This is a genomic window from Dokdonia ponticola (assembly GCF_042653865.1).
GTDB lineage: Bacteria > Bacteroidota > Bacteroidia > Flavobacteriales > Flavobacteriaceae > Dokdonia > Dokdonia ponticola.
The window spans coordinates 239,718-263,551 of the sequence record NZ_JBHSFV010000005.1 but is presented as its reverse complement, the minus strand read 5'-3'; the positions used below and the strand labels follow the sequence as shown (position 1 = coordinate 263,551).

General features: G+C 35.7%; 21 protein-coding genes and 2 tRNA genes. 8 read left to right on the top strand and 15 right to left on the bottom strand.

What is annotated here, in order from left to right; translation table 11 throughout:
* Positions 1-3: 3 nt before the first annotated feature.
* The 4 genes from ACFO3O_RS10480 to ACFO3O_RS10465 all read right to left on the bottom strand — a co-directional run bounded on the left by ACFO3O_RS10480 (position 4) and on the right by ACFO3O_RS10465 (position 2,423).
* Entirely contained in the window at positions 4-429 is a 426-nt protein-coding gene (locus ACFO3O_RS10480; RefSeq protein ID WP_379978557.1) for a hypothetical protein, read from the bottom strand.
* A 156-nt stretch (positions 430-585) separates the two neighbouring features.
* Positions 586-1,002: a type II 3-dehydroquinate dehydratase gene (gene aroQ, locus ACFO3O_RS10475; protein WP_379978556.1), complete on the bottom strand. Its 417-nt coding sequence runs from the start codon at positions 1,000-1,002 to the stop codon at positions 586-588.
* A 108-nt stretch (positions 1,003-1,110) separates the two neighbouring features.
* Positions 1,111-1,671 (bottom strand): porin family protein, encoded by a 561-nt coding sequence (locus ACFO3O_RS10470; RefSeq protein ID WP_379978555.1) that lies wholly within the window; start codon positions 1,669-1,671, stop codon positions 1,111-1,113.
* 188 nt (positions 1,672-1,859) lie between these two features.
* Positions 1,860-2,423, bottom strand: a complete 564-nt coding sequence (locus ACFO3O_RS10465; protein WP_379978554.1) for a porin family protein — start codon at positions 2,421-2,423, stop codon at positions 1,860-1,862.
* Between the two features lie 301 nt (positions 2,424-2,724).
* Between ACFO3O_RS10465 and xerD the strand changes: the two genes are divergently transcribed.
* Entirely contained in the window at positions 2,725-3,630 is a 906-nt protein-coding gene (xerD, locus tag ACFO3O_RS10460; protein ID WP_379978553.1) for a site-specific tyrosine recombinase XerD, read from the top strand.
* An 87-nt stretch (positions 3,631-3,717) separates the two neighbouring features.
* Here the strand turns inward: xerD and ACFO3O_RS10455 are convergent, their stop codons facing one another.
* The 8 genes from ACFO3O_RS10455 to menA form a co-directional block, all read right to left on the bottom strand.
* A complete protein-coding gene (locus tag ACFO3O_RS10455; protein ID WP_379978552.1) occupies positions 3,718-5,034 on the bottom strand; it encodes a M24 family metallopeptidase in 1,317 nt (438 codons plus the stop codon).
* An 83-nt stretch (positions 5,035-5,117) separates the two neighbouring features.
* Entirely contained in the window at positions 5,118-5,588 is a 471-nt protein-coding gene (locus ACFO3O_RS10450) for a hypothetical protein (RefSeq protein WP_379978551.1), read from the bottom strand.
* Between the two features lie 69 nt (positions 5,589-5,657).
* A complete protein-coding gene (locus ACFO3O_RS10445; RefSeq protein ID WP_379978550.1) occupies positions 5,658-6,296 on the bottom strand; it encodes a vWA domain-containing protein in 639 nt (212 codons plus the stop codon).
* Positions 6,297-6,364: 68 nt separating this feature from the next.
* The gene (locus ACFO3O_RS10440) at positions 6,365-8,557 is read right to left on the bottom strand and encodes a YfbK domain-containing protein (protein ID WP_379978549.1); all 2,193 of its coding nucleotides are present in this window, start codon (positions 8,555-8,557) and stop codon (positions 6,365-6,367) included.
* Positions 8,558-8,672: 115 nt separating this feature from the next.
* On the bottom strand, positions 8,673-9,764 hold the full coding sequence (locus ACFO3O_RS10435) for an AMP-binding protein (protein ID WP_379978548.1): 1,092 nt from the start codon (positions 9,762-9,764) through the stop codon (positions 8,673-8,675).
* A 67-nt stretch (positions 9,765-9,831) separates the two neighbouring features.
* Positions 9,832-10,755, bottom strand: a complete 924-nt coding sequence (locus ACFO3O_RS10430; RefSeq protein WP_379978547.1) for a CPBP family intramembrane glutamic endopeptidase — start codon at positions 10,753-10,755, stop codon at positions 9,832-9,834.
* On the bottom strand, positions 10,746-11,795 hold the full coding sequence (locus ACFO3O_RS10425) for an o-succinylbenzoate synthase (RefSeq protein WP_379978546.1): 1,050 nt from the start codon (positions 11,793-11,795) through the stop codon (positions 10,746-10,748). Before ACFO3O_RS10425 ends, ACFO3O_RS10430 begins: the two co-directional genes overlap by 10 nt.
* A 10-nt stretch (positions 11,796-11,805) precedes the next feature.
* Positions 11,806-12,714, bottom strand: a complete 909-nt coding sequence (gene menA / locus ACFO3O_RS10420) for a 1,4-dihydroxy-2-naphthoate octaprenyltransferase (RefSeq protein ID WP_379978545.1) — start codon at positions 12,712-12,714, stop codon at positions 11,806-11,808.
* Between the two features lie 105 nt (positions 12,715-12,819).
* On the opposite strand from menA, the gene ACFO3O_RS10415 reads away from it, so the two are divergent.
* Positions 12,820-14,514, top strand: a complete 1,695-nt coding sequence (locus ACFO3O_RS10415) for an alpha-amylase family glycosyl hydrolase (protein ID WP_379978544.1) — start codon at positions 12,820-12,822, stop codon at positions 14,512-14,514.
* Positions 14,515-14,557: 43 nt separating this feature from the next.
* On the opposite strand, the gene ACFO3O_RS10410 is transcribed toward ACFO3O_RS10415, so the two are convergent.
* The 3 genes from ACFO3O_RS10410 to ACFO3O_RS10400 all read right to left on the bottom strand — a co-directional run bounded on the left by ACFO3O_RS10410 (position 14,558) and on the right by ACFO3O_RS10400 (position 17,948).
* Positions 14,558-15,100, bottom strand: coding sequence for an NADPH-dependent FMN reductase (locus ACFO3O_RS10410; RefSeq protein ID WP_379978543.1), 543 nt, complete (start codon positions 15,098-15,100; stop codon positions 14,558-14,560).
* 98 nt (positions 15,101-15,198) lie between these two features.
* Positions 15,199-16,716 (bottom strand): OmpP1/FadL family transporter, encoded by a 1,518-nt coding sequence (locus ACFO3O_RS10405; RefSeq protein WP_379978542.1) that lies wholly within the window; start codon positions 16,714-16,716, stop codon positions 15,199-15,201.
* 35 nt (positions 16,717-16,751) lie between these two features.
* Positions 16,752-17,948, bottom strand: a complete 1,197-nt coding sequence (locus ACFO3O_RS10400) for a hypothetical protein (protein ID WP_379978541.1) — start codon at positions 17,946-17,948, stop codon at positions 16,752-16,754.
* 102 nt (positions 17,949-18,050) lie between these two features.
* Between ACFO3O_RS10400 and proS the strand changes: the two genes are divergently transcribed.
* The 6 genes from proS to ACFO3O_RS10370 all read left to right on the top strand — a co-directional run bounded on the left by proS (position 18,051) and on the right by ACFO3O_RS10370 (position 23,765).
* A complete protein-coding gene (gene proS / locus ACFO3O_RS10395) occupies positions 18,051-19,529 on the top strand; it encodes a proline--tRNA ligase (RefSeq protein ID WP_379978540.1) in 1,479 nt (492 codons plus the stop codon).
* 84 nt (positions 19,530-19,613) lie between these two features.
* Positions 19,614-19,685, top strand: a tRNA-Glu gene (locus tag ACFO3O_RS10390).
* Positions 19,686-19,767: 82 nt separating this feature from the next.
* Positions 19,768-19,839 (top strand) — tRNA-Glu (locus ACFO3O_RS10385).
* Between the two features lie 30 nt (positions 19,840-19,869).
* Complete coding sequence (gene rpsT, locus ACFO3O_RS10380; protein ID WP_379978539.1) at positions 19,870-20,121, top strand: 30S ribosomal protein S20; 252 nt, start codon at positions 19,870-19,872, stop codon at positions 20,119-20,121.
* Between the two features lie 214 nt (positions 20,122-20,335).
* Positions 20,336-20,686, top strand: coding sequence for a 50S ribosomal protein L19 (gene rplS / locus ACFO3O_RS10375; RefSeq protein WP_379978538.1), 351 nt, complete (start codon positions 20,336-20,338; stop codon positions 20,684-20,686).
* A gap of 853 nt (positions 20,687-21,539) precedes the next feature.
* Entirely contained in the window at positions 21,540-23,765 is a 2,226-nt protein-coding gene (locus ACFO3O_RS10370; protein WP_379978537.1) for an NADP-dependent isocitrate dehydrogenase, read from the top strand.
* Positions 23,766-23,834: the final 69 nt, after the last annotated feature.

Genomic DNA, 23,834 nt, shown 5'->3' with positions numbered 1-23,834 from the left:
GATTTATTGATTTAAGTCTTTATCGTAAGCCATCGCCAACATAATTGATTTTTCTATATAATATGTTGACCTGTTATCATACTTAGAGGATAATACCGCATTACCAATATTATTGAATACGTTGGAGATAGAGAAAATCACATATGTATCGATAGCATTCCAATCTATATCCTCTAGCCTTGGACTTACATGTAATCCCTTTAGTGTGTCTAGAATAAAAGTAACATTAGGAGCATGTACAGCTCTTACCCCTTTATAAAAATGATCATCAGAATTGATAGAAGTCGAGAGATTTTCTAGTGCATCTTTTGTTTGGTCATTATCACCTATTACTAGAATAAGGGTCGCTGGTTCATTTTTTAAAGCATCGTCAAAGTCAGCACTCGCTTGAGCAGCATCGGTTTTGGATAATAGTATAGGTGTTATCATAAGAGTATATTTTGGAAAAAGCGTTTATAGTTTAAAAGTATAAAATTACATCTAAAGGAAACACGTAAAAATACCCGATTCCTAGTATATTTTTAATTACTTAATTAGCAAATAATAGAAAGCGACCACATATTTTAGGGCTTTCAAAACGACGACTTACTTCATAAAACTCTGGATAGCGAGCTCATAACTTTGTAAACCAAACCCTAAAATAACGCCTTTTGCATATTTTGAAATATACGACTGATGCCTAAATTCTTCCCGTGCAAATGTATTAGAGATATGCACTTCGATAACAGGAATTCCGATAGCAGCAACCGCATCTCCTATACCTACTGAAGTGTGCGTATAGGCCGCTGCATTTAAAATAATACCATCATAAACCTCATCAGACTCTTGAATATGTGTAATTAACTCTCCCTCTAGATTTGATTGTACATACGAAAGTTCAATGGCTGTGTATTTAAATTGTAGTTCTCTAAAATAATCTTCAAACGATTTTCCTCCATATATTTCTGGCTCACGTTTTCCAAGGAGATTAAGGTTAGGGCCATTAATGATGTTTAGTTTCATAAAGAGTTTGCTTTCGCGAAAGCATAAAAATACGACATTACAAGACATAAAAAAAGTGCTTCCTTGTTAGGGAAGCACTTTCTAAATGATGGTAATTCTTTTTATTGATTAGTTAAAGAAATATCCGATAGATAAAGAAAAAACATTATTTTTTCTAGTTAAAATATCACTAGTATCTGTAATTCCTAGACCATAGCGTGCTTGAAAAAAAAGTCCCTGATCTAATCTGTATTGTGCACCTGCTGCTAATGAAAATTCAATACTTTCAGTTTCAACTTCTGAAGATTCCCCACCATCAGTGTCAACTTCTGAAGTAATATTAAAACCTATTTGAGGACCTGCTTGAATGCTTAGCCCTTTAACAATATTAAAATCTGCTAAAACAGGAACATTGATATAATCAAGTTTAATTGTAAAATCCTGCCCTTCAATACTTGCTGTTCCTCCTTGAGCTGAATAGACTAGTTCGGGTTGTATAGAAAATTTTTCTGAAATACCAATACTGGCGACAGCTCCAACATTGAAAGATGTTCTTCCGTCAATATTATCTGTTAAATCCCCACTTATGGATGCAAAGTTAGCTCCTGCTTTTGCTCCAAAAGAAACATCTTGTGCATTAATACTAGAGGTAATCATAAATACCAAAAAGGCTAAAAAAGTAGTTTTCATAGATTTTAAATTAATTATTAGTAACACATAACTAACAATTAAAAAAAATCGTATAAATTAACAAGAAAAAATCTTACCCCAAGGAATTTTTTGAAAAATATTATAATAGATTACAACATTACAAGGCATAAAAAAAGTGCTTCCTTGTTAGGAAGCACTTTCTCTATATTACTAATTTCTTTTTTAAATTAATTGAAGAAATATCCAACAGATAAAGAAATTACGTTATTCTTTCCATCTATATCACTAATGATATCAGAAAGCCCTAATCCATAACGCGCTTGGAAAAAGATCCCTTGATCTAATTTGTATTGAGCTCCAAAAGCTAATGATAAATCAATAGTTTCTGTATCGTCAATATCTACAGATCCTCCATCTGCGTCAAGCTCTGAAGTAATATTAATACCTACTTGTGGACCTGCTTGTAAACTCAACCCTTGTCCTACTTTAAAATCTGCTAAAATTGGCACATTGATATAATCAAATTTCACAGTGAAATCCTCACCCTCTACATCTGAAGATCCCCCTTGAGAAGAATATACGATTTCAGGCTGTACAGAAAATTTTTCAGAAATACCAATATTTGCTACTACACCAACATTAAATGAAGTTCTTCCATCAATGTCTTCTCCAAGATCTCCACTCAAAGAAGCAAAGTTGGCTCCTGCTTTGGCTCCAAAACTAACTTCTTGAGCATTTACTCCTGTTGTAATCATAAATGCAGTTGCGGCTAAAAGAATAATTTTTTTCATAATTTTAAATCTATTTAGTTTTTGTTTTTAATTAGTACACATAGTTACAAATTGTTACACTTTAAACTTGTAATTTTAATTGTAAATTTTTCTTAAAAAAAGAAAAATTGAAAAACCAACGCATTGAAATAGTAATCTGAAAATCAAGAGTATCACAAAGAAATACTCAAAAAAAATTATACTGATGCTTATATTTTTTAAACCAATCTCACAGGACATTCTCATACTTTATAATTAAAAAAGTATTTTAGACTTCTTATTGCCTTTTGCAAATAACGACAGGTTCTAAAAGAGAATGTAGATGAATTGGAAAAACGGTATTACTGACTATAAAAACTACCTACGCATAGAACGTGGGCTATCTGATAATACCATTTCTAATTATGCGAGGGACCTCATCAAACTCGTTAGATTTTTTGAAAAACATGAGATTAAAAACAATCCTATAACGATTACAAAAGAAGAAATTCAAAAATTTATTTATGAGATAGCCAAAGAGGTACAACCACGGTCACAGGCTCGAATTATATCAGGGCTAAAAGGTTTTTTTAATTATTTGATTTTTGAAGATTATAGAAATGACAACCCTACAGATCTTATTGAACCCCCAAAAATAGGTCGTAAACTACCTGACACGCTTTCTGAAGAAGAAATAGATCGACTTATTGCTGCTATAGATTTAGGACATCCACAAGGAGAACGTAATAGAGCCATGCTAGAGTGTCTTTATGCTTGCGGCCTTCGTGTATCAGAATTGATTTCTTTACAACTCTCAGATTTATATTTTGATGAAGGGTTCATCAGTGTGACTGGAAAAGGAGATAAGCAACGTTTTGTGCCCATTAGTACGCATACCCAAAAATTTATAAATCTCTATCGGAATGAAATTAGAGTTCACAGCGCTCCGAAACCTGAATTCAGTAATACTTTGTTTTTAAATCGTAGGGGGCGTCAGTTAACACGCGCTATGCTTTTTACGATCATCAAAGATTTGGCTGTCAAAGCAGGCATCCAAAAAACGATAAGCCCACATACATTTAGACATAGCTTTGCAACACATTTACTTCAAAATGGTGCTGACTTACGGTCTATACAACAAATGCTAGGACATGAGAGCATCACTACTACAGAGATATACATGCATATTGACAGATCCCAACTTTCAGATGTGTTACATAAGTTTCACCCTAGGAGTAAAGAAAATTAATAGTGTAGTTTACGCTTTCGCGAACCTGCCTAGCCGGCAGGCAGGAGCGTAAAAAACAACATCACATTTTAAGATCAGACACTAAATCTAATCTATAAGAATTAAATTTTCTTGTCTTCCAGACACGTAACTGAATCCGTTTTCTCCCCAAAAACCTGCTTCCTCTAGCATAATACGGATATCTTTTTCCCATTCCGGAATTGTCACCGTGGTATTAAGTTCAATTGCATAAGCGGTATTTTCATACAACGGATAATCGCCCGTGCCAGGCACACCTCCTTGGCTATCCCACATCCCAATAGTAGGTCCCGCTGAGTGTCCATACAATCCTAATGGATGTGTATAAATAGAAGGGACCAGCTTCTCTTCTCTACCCTCTTTCAATGCCTTTAAGAGAATTTGATTTCCTGTTTTGCCAGTCGTAAAATTAGTGGTTAAAATATCTTGTACTCGGTTTCCATCAGCTAAGGCATCTACAAGAAATTGAGGCGCTTGGGTCTCTCCATCTTTCAAAACGTAGGCATGTTGTTGACAATCGGTATTTAATCTCAAATAAGTGATTCCAAAATCACAATGTAACAAATCGCCTTTTTGAATGACTTTTCCTTCGGGTCTATTCGAAAACGATTCTATGTGGCTCGCCAATTTCTCATTACTACGTTGAATATCAACCGTAGGATGAAACCAGGTTTCTACGCCCATATCTGTCACGCGTTGCCTCAAATACCAAACCACATCATCTGTTGTGGTCGTTCCAGGAGTGATCACTTTGGAACTAAAAGCATCTTTAATAATATCATGTGTGATATCTACCAATTGCTCAAAATACTCCATCTCTTTGGATGTACGTGTTTCTATCCAACCTATCGCTAGCTTTTCTGCAGATACAATTCTAGATGCATACGCAGGTGCTAGTGCTTCTATAAATTCATTATAATCAGTTTTTACAACCCCATCTGCAAGTCCAAAATTATCAGAATAATTAAGGCCTATTTTTTTGGGGTCTCGAGCTTCGATAATTTTTATGAGAGCTTCCCATTGATCTGGCTCTTTCTCCTTATCCCAAGCAGAGGTAATGCTTTTACCAATATTATATCGAGCAACAGCTAGTTTTTCGATACTATTTTTTTCTTGATCTCTATAAAAAACAAGAATGGTACGTCTGCGTGCATTCAACCAAGTGGCTGGTAACATTGTTTTAATCACAGGGTCTTCATTATATTCTCTAGAAATGATCACCCACATATCAATATTGACCCTATCCATAAGTTTTGGAAGTAACACGTTAAAACGATCTTCTAAGATATCGTCTACAACAATAGCTCGTTCGCGTTCTGATAGTACTTGCGCTGAAGCAACAACGGATACTAGGATAAAGAAAAAGGTATATACTCTTGTCATCATACATTCATTTAAATTGATCACTAAAATTACGTAAAATTAAAAGAGTGCCCTTCGGCACTCTTTTAAAAATTGTATAGTAGATTTTATCCTTTTTTATTTTTCTTTTTTCGCTTTGCTTTCTTTTCCTTCTTCTTTTTTTCCTTAGCTCTATTCCCAAATTGTTCTTCTGTAAGTATTTGCTCTACTTGATCTTCTGTAAAAACTTCTTTAAGTGCTTTTTCAAACTTCTTTTGCTCTGCATTGATTAATTTTTGTTTGTCTTCAAATTTTAATTCTGGATCGTAATCTATATCAACACGTGCTCTGTAGTAGTCTTTTAAATAAGTACGTAATACTTCCTTTTGAAATACATCTATACCTAATATTTCTTTGTAAAGAGTCGCTTTTTCTATACTCATTTGGTTAACGTCTGGCTTTTCAGGTTCTCCAGCCTCAGTTGCTCTTGGTGGTGGTGAATAGCCTCTTTGACCTCTAGCGATATTACTTATATTTTGAGCTTCTATAGAGAATGTCCCTAAAAAAAGAAGAAGTGCAAAAACAATTTTATAATTCATTTCAAAAATTTTTACAAAGATGCGATCTTTTATTTACATATGAAACGTTTCAAAAATGATGCCTTACTTTTAATCTTTAATAATTTCAAGTACTTCTGGTAAAATACTAAGCGCCGTGATAGCGATAGCACCTCCTAACTTATAAGGCTGTCCTGCTTCTTTACGTTCCGCTCTTGTTTTTTTATGTTTATTTTCTTTTTCCTTTATAGCATTGGCAGCTATCGAGTTTCCTGTCACTTGATCATTACGCATCATAATTACTTTATTCTCTGATGTTTCTACAAAGTAGCTTTTTGCAAATTGATATGCCACATCAATACCATCTTTAGCTGTATCTGTATCTTGCTCGGTAATCGTGTATATTTTCTGCAACTCTGTTAAAATATGACTTGCATTAGAGGCTTCTGTATAAGACACGATGGTCTTATTACTCCCTCCATAAGTGCCTATAGCTATTTTATCTTCTGGCTGCAATCTTTTAAGTAACAATTGTACCCCTTGCTCCAAGAAAAAACGATGATCGGAAGACACACCTGAAGCATTAGTTTCTATTAATAAATAAATTTGTTGTGGTTCTTCATTTGGATATGAATCGGCAGCATGTGTGATTAAATCTTTTAGTTTAATGACGGTCGTAGACACATCTTCTTGCGCGGTGAGCTGTAGGGTTATCAATACAAGAACGATGGAGATAATGTATGTTTTCATGGCTTTAGGTTTTTAATTGTTTCTAAATATTATAAACTGTTTCTTAAAAATGTATGAGCGATACATTATTATCGTTTTGACTTTACAAGACGAATAAATTCTGCTCTAAAACCATCCTTATCCTCTCCTCTTCCTGATTGTGCGAGTATTAACACATCATCTTGGGTAGTATTTTCTGTAAATTTCGAATCTCTTAATTGCATTCCAAACATTGCTACTGCTGAGATAAACTTTGCATCTTCACTAGCCTGATCGACTGGCTTTACCCTATTATAGACAACTTCAGAAAACAGTTTACTTTGTGTTCCTTCTGGAGCTTTATATCTAAAATTTACAGTAAGCAACTCTTCAGACATTGATATTGTGTTCTTAAATTCTGATTGGTATTTTAGTGTTGCATTTGGAACTGGATCAAAAGATGAATTTATTGGAACAATTTCATAAAGTGCCGTTACTGTATGACCACTTCCAATTTCTCCTGCATCTTTTTTATCATCAGCAAAATCTTCATTCGCAAGTAATCTATTTTCATACCCTATCAAACGATATGATTTTACAAGCGCTGGATTAAACTCTACCTGAATTTTTACATCTTTTGCAATAGTATATAATGTTCCTCCAAATTCTTTTCCTAAAAATTTATGCGCCTCTTGCATGGTGTCTATATAGGCATGATTTCCATTTCCTTTATCGGCAAGGGTTTCTAGTTTTGAGTCTTTATAATTTCCCATACCAAAACCTAAACAGGTTAAAAAAATACCAGAATCTCTTTTCTCTTCAATCAAACGTTGCATCTCATTGTCACTACTTTGCCCCACGTTAAAATCTCCATCAGTAGCTAGAATTACACGGTTATTTCCTTTTTTAACAAAATGCTTCTGAGCAAGCTTGTAGGCGAGTTCAATTCCTTGCCCTCCCGCAGTAGACCCACCTGCATTCAAATTATTGATAGCATTCATAATCTTTTCTTTCTGATCTCCTGAGGTAGGATCTAAAACAACTCCTGCAGCTCCTGCATAAACAACAATAGAAACCTTATCTTCTTTGCGAAGCTTATTCACCAAAACTTCAAAAGCAGATTGTAATAAGGGTAATTTATTAGCACTCGACATAGATCCAGAAACATCAATCAGAAAGGTTAAGTTTGTTACAGGTAATTCATCTGTGCTTAATTCTTTTCCTTTAAGACCAATACGTACTAACTGTGTATTTTTATTCCACGGAGTTTGAATAACCTCCGAATGTACTGCAAAGGGCTTATTATCTGTAGGTGGTGCGTAATTATAATCAAAATAGTTAATCATTTCTTCAATCTTTACAGCATCTATAGGAATTTTCTGACCATTATTAATCATTCTACGTACATTACTGTACCCTGCTTTATCTACATCTATTGACATGGTAGAGAGTGGATCTAATTGGACACTTTTAAACTGGTTTTCAAATAACGCCTTATAACTTTCATCATTCTCTACACGGTAATTGCCTTTTTTAGTCGTAATAACAACACAGCCATTCCTTGCTTGTGATCCAAATAGTTTAATACTCTCGGCAGATGCATGAATAGTCTTTCTCTCTATTTGATGTTCATCTATATTTTTTACTAAATCTACCTGTGATGGGTGAATAGGGATTCCATCCACTATATATATAGGACTATTTTTAGTGACTTCATTTTGATCTGGATTCTTCGTTCCTGTTATAACAGTAGGATTATTAAAAGGAATCGAAGGACTCGTTACAGTTCCACCTCCATTAATGCTATTATATCCTCGTATTACTACACGTGTTGCATTTCCAGAGGCTCCACTTTGACTTGTGATAGCCACTCCTGAAGCTTTTCCTGACAGCACTCGACCTACATTGACTTCTGTGCGGTTTTCAATTTCTTGAGAAGAAACTTCACTCACAGCATATCCTAAAGCCTTCTTTTCTCTTTTTATTCCTTGTGCTGTGACGATAACCTCATCTAATATATTATCTGATACTAGTGTTACATTAATGGTTGTTTGTGTTCCCACGGTCATTTCTTGTCTTATATATCCTACGTAAGAAAAAATCAATACATCAGTCATTTTTGCATCAATTATGTAATGACCATCAAAATTTGTTGCTACTGTTTTTGAAGTTCCTTTTATGAGAACACTTGCTCCCGGAAGTGGTCCATTTTCTTCACTTACGGTTCCCTGTACAGTGATGGTTTGAGCAAAAAGAGGTAACTGTAGTACTAATAAAATGGCAATTTGAAATATTGTTTTCATGGCTTTAGATTTTTAAATTCAATCCAAACCTACCTTAGAATGACTAGGTATCAAATAGCCAATGAGGGAACCAACCTATTGAATGAGTAAAAGCTACTTTCTACACTAATAGAGTTTATGCCTTAAGGACTTTATATACAGTTTGACCTCTTTGAAGTTTTCCATTTGCAGTGCGCTCAAACCTTGAAACAGAGAAAATGGTTTTAGGAATTTCATATTTTTCAAAGTCAGTTAAGTCGTATTCCGCTTTCGCGAAAGCGAACGCCTCCTCCTGTTCTACAAACAGCACCAACTTCTCTCCTAAGGCATCATCTGGGATTCCTGCGACAAAAAACGGCACATGAATCATTGAGGACAGTTTTTGCTCTATTTGCTCAGGATACAATTTTATCCCGCCGCTATTAATCACATTATCCACACGTCCTAACCAGATAAACTTTTTATAGGTCTCTAACGTCACCAAATCATTTGTAATCACGGGATCGCTACTTACCCTAGGAGCTTTTATCACAAGGCATCCTCGATCATCGGTACTTACACTTACGTTGGATAAGGTTTTAAAGGGAATAAGACCTTCCTTTTGCTTTTTAGGATTGACACGTCTAGCAGCAATGTGCGTAACCGTTTCGGTCATTCCGTAGGTTTCATATACTTTGGTAGAGATTCCATGTAATCGCTTTTTTAACGCTTCAGAAATAGTACCCCCGCCCACAATTAATTTTGAAAGGAGATGCAACCTTGATAAAGAATTATCCAACTGAAAAGGGGTCATCGCACAAAAATCATAACGTCTATAGACGTGATCTAAAGGATTAGAAGTAGGCTGTGCCATGTCTATATGCCATCCTAAAACTAGAGCTCGAACGAGCATCATTTTACCCGCAATAAAATCGGCAGGTAAGCACAACAATGCGGTGGTTTTCTCAGGGAGTTTAAAATGCTTGGCTGTTGCCTTTGCACTATTAAACATATGAATTTTCTTAATTTTTATGGCTTTTGGAGACCCTGTAGAACCAGACGTTTTGACGGTAACATATGACTTGTCATTTAACCAATCTATTAAAAAAGCACCTACAGACTCTTCGTAGGGCTCACCTTCTTTAATAAATTCATACGCTAGTGATCGCAAAGAGGCTATGGAATAATGGATTCCATTGAGTTTAAATTTAGGATGTACGCGTATGTAGCGATCTGGATTTTTCTCCATAATAAGCCAAAGTACAAGGTTTATATAAAACAATAGTTACCTTAATGTAAGGCAATTATTATTAATTTTATAAGACTCCCTCTTCTATAACCTCTTTAGGAAGAATATCACCTGTTAATTTTTCTTTCCAATGTGTCCATTTGTATTTCTTGGCAAGAATTAAAAGAAAAATAGGGTATACAACTAAAACGGGTATAATAATTTCTAAACCCGCTCCTGGTGACGTAACTGTTTTAAAAGCAGCATCTGTTTGCAGTGCAGAATATTCTGCTGTTACAAGTGTTGCTGCTAGAAAATTATTTCCAAAATGGAAACCCAATGCTAATTCCAACCCATCATCCATCAATGTCATAATACCTAACAACAAACCAGTTCCTATATAAAAAATCATAATAATAGGTCCCATTTCTGCTACTTCAGGGTTTGCGCTGTGAAAAACGCCAAAAAGTACAGACGTAATAAGTAATGGAAACCAACGATTACGAACTATAATACCTACTTGTTGCATTAAATAGCCTCTAAAAAGCCATTCTTCCAAACCTATTTGAAAAGGAAATAAAATAAGCCCTACCATCACAAGAATTGTAAAGTTAGTAGGGTCAAACTGTATAACATAATCCTCCGGAGAAAAGTAATAAGCGATGGCAAAGCTTCCTATTGTGTAAATGGCAACCATTAGAAAACTAAAGAGAATTCTTTTAAAATCTATTTTAGGTCTAGCAGTAGTAAGCGTTATGATACTTCTTTGATGCAAAGCCCAAACAAGTAAAAAGAGGACTAGAAGCAGCGGAATAAAAATGCCCAAATTAACGGCTAAAAACACATTCTTATTAGGAAACATTTCTAACATGGCATCCATACTTGCCTGAGGATCTATATCTACAAAAATAAACACTAAGAGATTTACTATAAAAATCCCCATTGTGATGATAGTGGTTAGTACAAATTTCCACGTTTCATTTTCTCCCTTATACGCTTGTTCTATAAACATAATGTATCTGTATTAAAATCCCAATCTAACTGATTATTATAATGTAATGCCCCTTCTTTTACTTCCAGAGGCGATGGTATATTGTTTGTAAAAAGGCTCCCAGTTCCTAATCCTTGGGGTCCTTTAGGGTGTAGCTCATACGTCCATTGTGCAATGGCATTGAGTCCTATGTTGCTTTCTAGCGCAGAGGTAATCCACCAACCTATATTTAATGCTTCTGCTTGGTCTATCCACTCTTCGCTTCCTTGAAAGCCTCCTATAAAACTTGGTTTTAAGATAATATATTGCGGCTGTATGGTTTGTAATACCGCTCGCTTCTTTGGTATATCTGTGATGCCAATTAACTCTTCATCTAGCGCTATAGGGATGGGTGTTTCTGCACAGAGTTCTTTCATTTGCTCCCAGTTTCCTACAGCAATAGGTTGCTCTATGGAGTGTATATCTAGGGTTGCTAATTGTTGTAAAACTTCTTTTGCTTTCGCGAAAGCGAACCCACCATTAGCGTCTACACGCAACGTGATTTTTGAAGCATCGTAATGCTTCCGTATCATCTGAAGCAATGCCATTTCTTTTTCTAAATCAATAGCACCGATCTTCATTTTAATACAATCAAAACCAGCTTCGAGTTTTTCTTCTATCTGATCTCTCATAAAGATCTCATCTCCCATCCACACGAGTCCATTAATAGCAATGGCATCTGTATGGTTTGTGAATTTTGAAGGAAATAAGACAAAAGGATCTAAAGATTGTAACGAAAGGAAAGCCATCTCCACACCAAATTGAATACTTGGAAACTCCTTTAATGCTTCCCACAATATTTTTGGACCTTTAGAAATGTTTGCGCATGTCCATCGTAAGTGTTCCTCATAATCAGGTCGATCATCATAACTCAAACCTCTTAAAATTCCACATTCTCCTATCCCTTTTTTTGTGCCATCCTCAATAACAATATACCAGGTCTCTTTGGTTTTTAAAATACCGCGAGATGTACCGCTTGCTCTTTTAAAATGAAGAATATGTTTATGATAAGTAGCTTTCAAAAAAAGAAATTTAAAGTGTCAAATACGTAATTGCAAAAAATAAAACAGAAAGTAAAAAAGTAGATAACGCAACTACTTTTAATTGCGGATCTAATAGCGTGTGATCTTTTGTCTTTTGTACTTTGATAAAATGGGCTAGTAAAGGTAAAAATGCCAAACAACTCATAAATAAAATGGGCTTCGCCTCTGAAAGTAATAAATATCCTAACCAACTTAAAATACTACATCCAAATAAAATATTATGGTAACGTAAAGCTCCAGATTTCCCTAGTATTACAGCCAGTGTATTTTTTCCTACTTTTTGATCTTGTTCTCTATCTCGCATATTATTAAGATGCAATACTGTTGTAGACAATAAGCCTATGGTGATAGCACCTAAAAAATGAACTACAGGAAGTTCTTGGGCATATAAAAAATAAGACCCCATAACGGCAACAAGTCCAAAAAAGAGAAACACAAAAACATCGCCTAACCCCTTATATCCGTAGGCACTTTTACCTACGGTGTATTTTATGGCAGAAACAATAGCACTAATGCCTAAAAACATAAATAATAGGGATAATAGCAATTGATCTTCACCAAACGCAATATAGATCAAAAACACAACTACAAGAATGGTAATGATAGATGTAACGATAATTCCTTTTTTAAGATCTGAAGCAGTAAGTAATCCACTTTGCATAGCTCGTGCAGGCCCTACACGATCATCATTGTCTGTTCCTTTGATACCATCCCCATAATCATTTGCATAATTGGAGACAATCTGAAATCCTAAGGTAGCTAGGAGCGCACAGACACATATTCTCCAATCAAAAAAACCAGTACGTACCGCCATTGCCCCCCCTACTAATATTCCTGATATTGATAATGGCAACGTGCGTAATCTAGCCGCTTGAATCCAAGCTTTTAAAGATGACATAAATGAATTTTTATAATATCAAAAATACTTATTTTCTTTCGCTTTGCGCTAAAAGAGATGGGTTTTTAAATGCATTTTAGTAGCTTAGCTTTTCAAATGATCCTTATGAAGAAGTACACATTCTATTCCTTATGTATGATATTGTTTTTAGTATCAGCTTGTAAAAAAGAAAATGCTAAAAAAAATACGCCTAATATTATTGAAGAAGAAGTAACAACGCCTACACCCTTTTTATGGGAGGCATCAAATATGTATTTTTTATTGACAGACCGTTTTTATAACGGGGACCCATCTAACGACCTTCAGTTTGACAGATCAAAGAAAACGGGTGTTTTACGAGGATTTGAAGGTGGGGATATTAAAGGGATCACAGCTAAAATAAAAGAAGGGTATTTTAATGAATTAGGCATTAATGCCCTATGGTTTACACCTGTTGTAGAACAAGTACACGGAGCTGTAGATGAAGGTACAGGTATCACCTATGGATACCATGGGTATTGGGCAAAAGATTGGACACAACTAGATCCTAACTTCGGAACGATGGAAGATCTAAAAACATTGGTCGATCTCGCACATGACCATGGAATCCGAGTGGTAATGGATGTCGTGCTAAACCATACAGGTCCCGTCACAGATCAAGATCCTTTTTGGGGAAAAGAGTGGGCAAGAGAAGATCCGAATTGTAAATTTTCTACCTATGAGAATACAACCGCCTGTAGCCTCGTAGAAAACTTACCAGATATACTTACTGAAAGTACAATAGAAGTAGACCTCCCACAGCTTCTTGTTGAAAAATGGAAATCAGAAGAACGCTACGATCAAGAAATAAAAGAACTAAATGCTTTTTTTGCCGAAAACAACTATAAGAAAACGCCACGTAATTACATCATAAAATGGCTTACAGATTATATACGCGAACTAGGAATAGATGCGTATCGTGTAGATACAGCAAAACATGTGGACGAAGCCTCGTGGGTGGTTTTACGAGCGCAAGCAGAAAAAGCTTTTGCTGCATACAAAAAAGAACACCCTGATAAGGTACTAGATGATAACGATTTCTTTATGCTAGGCGAAGTGTATAACTATTCTGTAGATGGTGGACGTTCTTTTGATTTTGGAGATGGCACAAAGGTAGATTACTTTGCAAATGGCTTTGACAACCTGATCAACTTTCAGTTCAAATATGATGCCCAAGGAGATTATCACACGCTATTCACAAAGTATGACAGTATCAATAGCAACTCACACAAGGGGAAAAGTATTACCAATTATGCAACTTCTCACGACGACGGACAACCCTTTGACATTACCAGAGAAAAAGCCAAAGAAACAGGTACAAAACTATTACTTACCCCAGGTATATCACAGATTTATTATGGAGATGAAAGTGCTCGAAACCTTATTATAGAGGGAACCCAAGGAGATGCTACACTCCGTAGCTTTATGAATTGGGACGATCAAAAGAATTCTCCAAAAACAAAGGAAATACTAGAGCATTGGAGAAAGCTAGGACAATTTAGAGCAAACCATCCCGCTATAGGGGCAGGAAAACATACAGTGCTTAGTAATAATGATCCGTACTATATCTTCAGTCGTCGTCTTACCAAAGACGAGTACACAGACCACGTTATTATTGGTTTGAATCTTCCATTAGGAAAAAAAGAGTTTATGGTTGATGACGCTTTCGCGAAAGCGGACTACCTCATAGAAACCTATTCAAAACAAAAAGTAAGAGTCATTGACGGAAAAGTTAGTTTCACTTCTCCTTTTGATATTGCCCTCTTAGAAATGGATAATTAAGCTAAAAAATCATTGTAACTTTGACTTATTATCATCTATTACCCTAGCCTTCTATTTCTTGTAAAAAAGAAGCAATCACCTCTCCCACACCTATCGCTAGAGCCGGATTTGTGATTGTGTGTGTAGACGTATCAAAATTATCCTGAAATGAAGGAAAACTAAAACTTTCGACAACAGTGCCACCAAAACGTGGCAATACTTCTTTGGCAAATTCTAATGCTGTTTTACCTCCTCTCGCTCCTGGAGACGTACTCATTAATAAAATTTTTTTATCACTCAAAAAATTACGATCTACTCTAGACAGCCAATCAAGGATATTCTTGAAAAAAGCAGAGACGGATCCATTATGTTCATTAACTGATAAAATAACCCCCTCACTTTCTAAAATTTTATTCTTAAGAATTGTGGCGTCTACAGGAAACCCTTGTTCCGTTTCTATATCTATAGAGTACATTGGAATTTCAAGAACTTTCAAATCTATAACCGAAACTGAAGCGCTCGTGATTTGAGTAGCTACATGCGTTATTAAATCTGCATTTATAGAGTTTTTACTATTACTTCCTGCAAAAGCGATAATTTTTTTCATGTATGTTTTTTTTAAAATAGAAATGAAAGATACTACAAAAACGCCACAAAGTATTCCGAAGAATGCTTTGTGGCGTTTCATTTTAAGATGTTTTTATTCTATAAACTGAAGGTAAGTGTACCCACAATTGCAGTATTATTTCTAGCTATAGATGCTTGACTTGTAAGACCTGTATTAAACAGTGATTGATTACGATCTTGCTCAGATCGATCAACAGCAAAGTCAAATTTTACATTTCCCCAATTATACCCAGCTCCTATTGAATACCCTGTTAAGTCTCCCAAGGTCTGTCCGTCTTGGTAAGGACTCTCTTGAAAACGATATCCTGCTCTTAAGCTCCATTCCTTAATACGATACTCCCCCCCTACTTTAAAGGTGGAGACACCTTTTAACGTATTTGCTATCGCTTGATTTTGTCTTTGAAAAAAAGGATCATTGGTCGGTCTAAATGTTAGATTTGAAAAGTCTGAATAAGAGTAATCAAAACTTATGAGGCCTTGCTTTCCGAAAAGATATGCAAAACTTCCTGAATATTTTCCAGGTACTTTAAGTTCATAATCTTGAAAAATATTAATAACTCTCGGATTTACTAACACGTCAAATTCGCCTTCAGCGTCACTACCCGAGGTAGAAATAATTTGCGAAGCTTCTTCTGAAATAGTATACCAAGTAGGAGAATCATAGGTCAAGCCTACACGTACGTTCTGATTTATTTTTGCAATCGTTCCTAATTGGAAAGAAAAACCATTAGAAAGAGTTCGCAAATTATTCTCAAATCGAACATTTGTGATTAAACTTTCTTCGTTATCATTAGATTCAACCAACAATGTTGACTGGTTATAATCTGCAAAGTGTGAATTAAGATTTAACCCGAATGAAAGGCGCTCATCATACTGAGCTGCTAAATTAAAAGAGGCTTTACTATTATAACCTTCTGACCGTAATAAATATTCTTGATCGAAACTATTTCCTGAAATATTTGAGACGTATGTTACATTATTAGGGTTGTCTAAATTTACAGGATCAATAATAAATGATTGAAAGCCAAGAAATGCTTGTTGTGCTTCAAAACCTTCTTGTTCTCCTAAAAATTGGTACAGGCTTGAAATGCTTTCTCCACTCTGAAGCTGCAATAAATCTAGAGGAACTCCCTGCGCAAATTCTGAAAAATAATTTGCTATAGAAATATTTCCTGTCCCTGAAGCAAAAAAGTCATCATCAAAATTTAAAGTACGATCATAATTAAAAGCAAGCGCAATTTTATTCCATTTTGAACTTGGATTAGCTTCTATTAGAAACACACCTCCTGCCTGATTAAAAGAAACATCACTATCTGAAGTTGTATTAAAATTTCCAAAATAATTTATATCACTTTCGTAATTATCTACTGCCAGTGTAAATGAAGTAGTTCCTCTAGTAAAAATAGCACTACTTGCAGGGTTAACCCCTATCGCACTTAAGTCTCCTCCCAATGCTCCAAAGGCACCTCCTAATGCTCTAAAACGAGCAGTACCAGTAATATCTGTAGTTCCTAAACGCAGACCATCTGCTATACTTTGTCCATAGGAAGTGAGTGTCACACATGTGAGTGTAACGATGAAAACTATTTTTTTCATAATAAATCTAGTAAAATAAATGAAAGAATTTTAGACTATCCTCTTCTTCCTCCGCTACGAGAACCTCCACCTCTTGATCCGCTTGAAGATCTTGAAGAACCTCCTCCTCTAGAAAATCCACTACTTCTTGAAGATGACGATGGTCTACTGAAAGAAGGTCTAGATCTTGATGAACTAGGTCTCGTTGCTGGACGTGAAGATGGTCTACTTGCTGGTCTTGCTGATCCTTGAGGACGCGTTCCTCTTGGTCTGGCATTTCCACTAGGTCTTGTAGAACCTCCACCTCTAGAAAAACTAGGACGATTATTTCCGTTAGGTCTTGTTGCTGAAGCGGGACGATTACCACCTCTACTATTGCTAGGTCTTGCTGCATTAGCTCCACCCCGAGTGACTCCATCTCTATATGTACTACCAGTCCCTCTTGAATTTCCTCTGCTTATTGTTGTTCTAGGTCTTGTCGTTCCTCTATTTCTTGAAAATGTTGATCGAGATGAATTACGACTAGCGAATGCGTTTCTGGTTGCTGTTCTTCTGGCATCTCTTTGTGCTACTGCAGATCTTGATATTCTTCTTCCATTATTGTAAGCTACTGCATTTCTTCCTCTATTATATCTACTTCCGTATGCAAAATTATTAAATCCTCCGTTTCCAAATCCTACACAGTAGTATGGATTGTAAAAGTTTCCAAAACCAAAATATGGGTTAAAGAAACCTCCAAATCTAGGTCCCCAGAAACCACCACCCCAGTATGGATTACCCCAGTAGCCTCCACCCCAATACGGGTTACCCCAGCCACCTGCCCAGAGTCCGCCACCCCAGAAGCCACCGCCCCAAAAGCCGCCACCCCAGAACGGAGTATTGTCATATACATTTACAATTATACTTTCGGTTTGATCTCCCCAAGCTCCGCGATTGGTATCATAACCATCACCTTCAACATATGCTTCTCCATTCTCAGAGGAATATGCATCTACATCGGTAAATATTGCATCTTCTTCTATGAGATCTCCTAAAGCCTCAGCTTCTTCTTCAAAATAATTTTTGTAGATAAGATCTTTTGCGCTTAAACTATCTGTTACTTTCTCTTGAGATGTAACAGCAGGAGTCCCACTGTAAATACCATCATCATCATATACAGATTGTGAAGAACTACAGGATACTAAAGCAATAGTAGCTAATCCTGAAAAAAGGAATGTTTTTAGAGTGAGTTTAAAAGTGGAAGAAAGTTGCATATCTCTAAAGTGTTTAATTGTTGTTCGTACTAAAAATAACTAATTTCGCATTAATTATTATTTTCTAATTAAGTCACAAATTTTGTGCCAAAACAACCTTTTATGGGGAAGAACTTAACAAAGAGAAGCGAAGATTACTCTAAATGGTATAATGAGCTTGTTGTAAAAGCAGATTTAGCTGAAAATTCTGCAGTACGTGGCTGTATGGTCATCAAACCTTATGGGTTTGCTATATGGGAAAAAATGCAAGCAGAACTCGACAAAAAGTTTAAAGAAACTGGTCATGAGAATGCATATTTCCCTCTTTTTGTACCTAAAAGTCTTTTTGAAGCTGAAGAAAAAAATGCAGAAGGTTTTGCAAAAGAATGTGCTGTTGTCACTCATTACAGACTTAAAACCGACCCTGATAATGAAGGTAAACTTATTGTAGACCCTGAAGCAAAACTTCAAGAAGAACTTGTGGTAAGACCTACAAGTGAGGCCATTATATGGAATACCTATAAAGGCTGGATACAATCCTACAGAGACTTACCCTTATTGATTAACCAATGGGCTAATGTGGTGCGCTGGGAAATGAGAACACGTCTCTTTTTAAGGACAGCAGAATTCCTATGGCAAGAGGGTCATACAGCCCATGCCACCAAAGAAGAAGCTATTGCTGAAGCAGATTTAATCAATAATTTATACGCAACTTTTGTAGAAAATTTCTTAGCTGTTCCTGTTATCAAAGGTCTTAAAACAGAAAGTGAACGTTTTGCTGGAGCTGATGAAACCTTCTGCATAGAAGCGTTAATGCAGGACGGAAAAGCTTTACAAGCGGGAACTTCTCACTTCTTAGGGCAAAATTTCGCGAAAGCATTTGATGTAAAATTTGCTACCAAAGAAGGAAAGCAAGAATATGTATGGGCAACATCATGGGGAGTTTCTACGCGACTTATGGGAGCACTTATTATGACACACAGTGATGACCAAGGTCTTGTATTACCCCCAAATTTAGCACCCTACCAAGTAGTTATTGTTCCTATATATAGGAATCAAGAGCAACTAGATGCCATATCACAGGTCGCTAATGAAATTGTAAATGATCTACGACTTCATAACGTATCTGTTAAGTTTGATAATAGAGACACACACAAACCTGGATGGAAGTTTAATGAATATGAATTAAAAGGAGTACCATTACGAATAGGGATCGGCCCAAAAGATCTAGAAAAGCGAACTGTAGAGCTAGCTAGAAGAGATACACTCACAAAAGAGTTTGTTCCAAAAGAAGATGTTGTAAAAACGGTGGTACAATTACTTAAGGAAATACAAGATAATTTATACAATAAAGCAAAAGATTACAGAGATTCACATATCACGGCAGTACAAAACTTCGATGAATTTAAAGAAGTTTTAGAAACCAAAGGAGGCTTTATAAGTGCGCATTGGGATGGAACAAATGAGACTGAAAATAAGATCAAAGAGCTTACAAAAGCAACAATACGCTGCATTCCTTTAGACAATCCAAAAGAAGATGGAATTTGTGTTTATAGTGGTGCTCAATCTACCCAAAGGGTACTATTTGCCAAAGCATATTAAAATGTTTTAAAAAAAGTTCAATTTAGATTTGTGTCGTATTAAAATAGTTGTATTTTTGCATCCGCAATTTAAGCAATTGTTCTAGGCCCGTTCGTCTATCGGCTAGGACGCATGGTTTTCATCCATGTAAGAGGGGTTCGATTCCCCTACGGGCTACAAAACGAAGTACAAAGAAAAAGTACTGATCACAAAAAGAGACGCTCTTTTGTAATTAAACTTTTACTTTATACTTTACCTAGGCCCGTTCGTCTATCGGCTAGGACGCATGGTTTTCATCCATGTAAGAGGGGTTCGATTCCCCTACGGGCTACATATTTTATCATATAATTAAAATAAAACAATGGCAAATCACAAGTCAGCATTAAAGAGAATAAGAAGTAACGAGTCTAAAAAGTTGAGAAATAAGTATCAGCACAAAACTACTCGTAATGCAATTAAAAAGTTACGCGATGCATCTTCTAAAGATGAAGCAACAACTCTTTACCCTGCTGTAGCTTCAATGATAGACAAGTTAGCAAAACGCAATATTATTCATGATAATAAAGCGGCTAATTTAAAATCAAAATTAGCGAAGCACGTAGCAGCATTATAAGTTACAACCTTTCAAACAACAAAAAAACTTCTACAACTCTGTAGAAGTTTTTTTGTTGTTTATGAATTCTTCTAACACAAGAATTCGAAAGCAAAAAAAACATTAAAATAGCATTGCCTAAGTAAATTAAAATTGTACTTTTGCATCCGCTTAGATCAACCTCTGACGAGAATCGTGAATGTTGTACTAACTTAAAAAACAAAAATCCATCATTATGGAAGATTTAGTAAAATTTGTACAAAACGAATTTATAACAAAAAATGATTTGCCAGAATTTAGCGCTGGTGACACTATTACTGTATACTACGAAATTAAAGAAGGTGAAAAAAGCCGTACACAGTTCTTTAGAGGGGTTGTTATTCAATTAAGAGGAACTGGCAGAACTCAAACATTCACTATCAGAAAAATGTCTGGTACTGTTGGAGTAGAACGTGTTTTCCCATTAAACCTACCTGCTATCCAAAAAATAGAAATAAACAAGAAAGGAAGCGTCCGTAGAGCTCGTATCTACTATTTCAGAGGCCTTACTGGTAAGAAAGCGCGTATCAAAGAGAAGCGCTCTTAATCCCTTCTTACAATTATAAAAAAACCTTCAATTTTAAATTGAGGGTTTTTTTATACACAATTGTTAATAACCTAAGTTCATAAGTAGTTGATAATTAAAATTATATAATTTTTGATTTTGTATTCTAATAATGACTACTTTTAAATAAGCTTAATACGAGATAAGCATTATGTTCATATTGTATTAGCCAATTCAAGTTTCAAAAAAACGTACGTTATCAAGAAACTCGGTCGAAAAATCACTAACAAGAAACGCTGCAAAAGCTAGATGATTTATGAATGGATAGAGTACATCTATCGTATAATGAACATTAAAAAGTCTTAAGTGTACCCGACCACATCAAAACATTATATCATAATTTAAGAACTTATGATATGTGTTTTGAAAGATATTTTAATTAGTTTTTATAGGAATGGCAACATCCCTTACAAAACGTAAAGTTTAAACCAATTAAAATATCTAAAAAGCCATATCAAGCATGTATATGCATTGATATGGCTTTTATTTTTATAAGAATCCAAAATTACACCTAGACAATACGGGATCAAGAGAGATCAAGAGGGATCAAAACCAATTGTTGTGTTTATGCAAATATTCTAGTTAATCTAAATAGGATCATTCCTAAAAGTTTTGGGATTTTAGGAGTATACAAATTAGTTGGGATCAAAAAAATAGTTGATTATTGCTAAAGGACACCCCGAAATTTCAAATTAGCTCGCACGGTAATACATCTTCAAAAAATTAACCTTATTCTAGCTTCTTCAGTATTATAATAAATGCATTCTAATAGCTATATTTGCATTCCTTCTTAAGTCTTCTTTGACTTAAACTAAGCAAAAAACAATTACTTTATATGGCAAAAGCTACAACTAAAATAAAATACACGTTTACAGACGAGGCTCCAATGTTAGCAACTCACTCGTTTTTACCTATCGTAAAACGTTTTACCCAATCTTCAGATATCCAAATAGATACAGAAGACATTTCACTAGCGGGTCGAATTATAGCTAACTTCTCAGAATACCTTACTGATGATCAAAAACAAAGTGATGTACTTTCCTATTTGGGAGAACTAGCTAAAAAACCTGAAGCTAATATCATAAAACTTCCAAATATTAGTGCCTCTATACCTCAACTTATAGATGCTATAAAAGAACTACAAAGTCAAGGATACGCGATTCCTGATTTTCCTGAAGAGCCAGAGACTGATGAAGAAAAAGCGATACGTAAACAATTTTCTAAGGTTTTAGGAAGTGCCGTAAATCCTGTATTAAGAGAAGGGAACTCTGATCGTCGTGCACCCAAGCCTGTAAAACAATACGCAAAAAACAATCCTCATAGTATGGGTGCTTGGAGTGCAGACTCAGCCTCGCACGTAGCGACCATGCAAGAAGGTGATTTTTGTCATAATGAAAAATCTTTAACCATTTCTCAACCTGGAAATGTACGTATTGAACACACAGATACTTCTGGCAACAAAACAGTGCTAAAAGCAGCAATTCCCGTATTACAAGATGAGATCATAGATGCTACAGTGATGAATAAGAAAGCGCTTATTACTTTCTTAGAAGAGCAGGTAGCCGATGCAAAAGAAAAAGGCATTCTGTTTTCATTACACATGAAAGCGACCATGATGAAGGTTTCAGACCCTATTATTTTTGGACATGCTGTACGTGTGTTTTTTGCCCCTGTATTTAAAAAATATCAGAATCTATTTGAAGAGATAGGAGTTGATGTTAATAATGGATTTGGAGATTTGGTTTCCAAAATCCAAGAATTACCAGACGCTCAACGAAAAGAAATTGAGGATGCGATTCAAGCATGTTATGCCGATCGCCCAAGTGTAGCCATGGTCGATTCTGACAAAGGAATTACCAACCTACACGTTCCAAGTGATGTTATTATAGATGCATCTATGCCTGCTATGATCCGAACTTCTGGAAAGATGTGGAACAAAGACGGAAAATTACAAGACACAAAAGCAGTTATTCCAGATAGTAGCTATGCTGGAATTTATCAAGAAACGTTTGATTTTTGCAAAAAACACGGTGCTTTTGATCCTACAACCATGGGTACAGTTCCTAATGTAGGATTGATGGCTCAAAAGGCTGAAGAATATGGTTCTCACGACAAAACCTTTGAAATTGAAAAGGATGGAACTGTTGCTGTAATAGATGATCAAGGTAACACATTATTGGAGCATTCTGTATCTCAAGGTGATATTTGGAGAATGTGTCAAGTAAAAGATGCGCCTATTCAAGACTGGGTAAAATTAGCCGTAAAAAGAGCTCAAGCTACCCAAACACCAGCTATCTTCTGGCTAGATGAAAACAGAGCACACGATGCCCAACTCATAGAAAAAGTAAAACGCTACCTTAAAGATCATAATACAGAAGGACTTGATATTCAAATTATGTCTCCTATAAAAGCGACACGCTATACATTAGAAAGAATCAAAAAAGGAGAAGATACTATCTCGGTTACAGGAAATGTACTAAGAGACTACAATACAGATCTCTTCCCTATTCTAGAATTAGGGACGAGTGCAAAAATGCTTTCTATCGTACCGCTTATGAACGGTGGAGGGTTGTTTGAAACGGGTGCTGGGGGTTCTGCTCCAAAACATATACAACAATTTTTACAGGAAGGGCACTTACGTTGGGATTCTCTTGGAGAGTTTCTAGCACTAGCCGTCTCTTTAGAACATACCGCAGAAGCCACTGGAAATAAAAGAGCTGGCATACTTGCAGAAGCACTAGATGATGCTACCGTAAAGTTTTTAGAAAATAAAAAATCTCCTTCTCGTAAAGTAAATGAGCTTGATAACAGAGGAAGCCATTTTTATTTAGCTATGTATTGGGCACAAGCACTTGCTTCTCAAGATGAAGATCAGGATATAAAAGCTGAGTTTGCCCCTTTGGCTAAGGCTATGGAGCAACACGAACAAGCCATTATTGATGAGTTAAACAGTGCTCAAGGATCGCCAGTAGATATTGGAGGGTATTACCATGTAGATACTCAAAAAACAACTGCTGCGATGAGACCTAGTGCTACTTTTAATGCAATTATAGACGGATAGTACGCTTTCGCGAAAGCGTATACAGGTATCTTAAAACCTGTTTAAAAGAGTATTAAAAAAACGAGTGCC

Bases quoted from the DNA above. Each gene is read 5' to 3' on its own strand.
- ACFO3O_RS10440 (WP_379978549.1), bottom strand. From the start codon at position 8,557: ATGAAAACAATATTTCAAATTGCCATTTTATTAGTACTACAGTTACCT.
- ACFO3O_RS10410 (WP_379978543.1), bottom strand. From the start codon at position 15,100: ATGAAAAAAATTATCGCTTTTGCAGGAAGTAATAGTAAAAACTCTATA.
- ACFO3O_RS10465 (WP_379978554.1), bottom strand. From the start codon at position 2,423: ATGAAAAAAATTATTCTTTTAGCCGCAACTGCATTTATGATTACAACA.
- menA (WP_379978545.1), bottom strand. From the start codon at position 12,714: ATGTCATCTTTAAAAGCTTGGATTCAAGCGGCTAGATTACGCACGTTG.
- ACFO3O_RS10455 (WP_379978552.1), bottom strand. From the start codon at position 5,034: ATGATGACAAGAGTATATACCTTTTTCTTTATCCTAGTATCCGTTGTT.
- ACFO3O_RS10470 (WP_379978555.1), bottom strand. From the start codon at position 1,671: ATGAAAACTACTTTTTTAGCCTTTTTGGTATTTATGATTACCTCTAGT.
- xerD (WP_379978553.1), top strand. From the start codon at position 2,725: ATGAATTGGAAAAACGGTATTACTGACTATAAAAACTACCTACGCATA.
- ACFO3O_RS10435 (WP_379978548.1), bottom strand. From the start codon at position 9,764: ATGGAGAAAAATCCAGATCGCTACATACGCGTACATCCTAAATTTAAA.
- ACFO3O_RS10370 (WP_379978537.1), top strand. From the start codon at position 21,540: ATGGCAAAAGCTACAACTAAAATAAAATACACGTTTACAGACGAGGCT.
- ACFO3O_RS10405 (WP_379978542.1), bottom strand. From the start codon at position 16,716: ATGAAAAAAATAGTTTTCATCGTTACACTCACATGTGTGACACTCACT.
- ACFO3O_RS10400 (WP_379978541.1), bottom strand. From the start codon at position 17,948: ATGCAACTTTCTTCCACTTTTAAACTCACTCTAAAAACATTCCTTTTT.
- rplS (WP_379978538.1), top strand. From the start codon at position 20,336: ATGGAAGATTTAGTAAAATTTGTACAAAACGAATTTATAACAAAAAAT.
- ACFO3O_RS10415 (WP_379978544.1), top strand. From the start codon at position 12,820: ATGAAGAAGTACACATTCTATTCCTTATGTATGATATTGTTTTTAGTA.
- rpsT (WP_379978539.1), top strand. From the start codon at position 19,870: ATGGCAAATCACAAGTCAGCATTAAAGAGAATAAGAAGTAACGAGTCT.
- ACFO3O_RS10450 (WP_379978551.1), bottom strand. From the start codon at position 5,588: ATGAATTATAAAATTGTTTTTGCACTTCTTCTTTTTTTAGGGACATTC.
- ACFO3O_RS10445 (WP_379978550.1), bottom strand. From the start codon at position 6,296: ATGAAAACATACATTATCTCCATCGTTCTTGTATTGATAACCCTACAG.
- proS (WP_379978540.1), top strand. From the start codon at position 18,051: ATGGGGAAGAACTTAACAAAGAGAAGCGAAGATTACTCTAAATGGTAT.
- ACFO3O_RS10480 (WP_379978557.1), bottom strand. From the start codon at position 429: ATGATAACACCTATACTATTATCCAAAACCGATGCTGCTCAAGCGAGT.
- aroQ (WP_379978556.1), bottom strand. From the start codon at position 1,002: ATGAAACTAAACATCATTAATGGCCCTAACCTTAATCTCCTTGGAAAA.
- ACFO3O_RS10430 (WP_379978547.1), bottom strand. From the start codon at position 10,755: ATGTTTATAGAACAAGCGTATAAGGGAGAAAATGAAACGTGGAAATTT.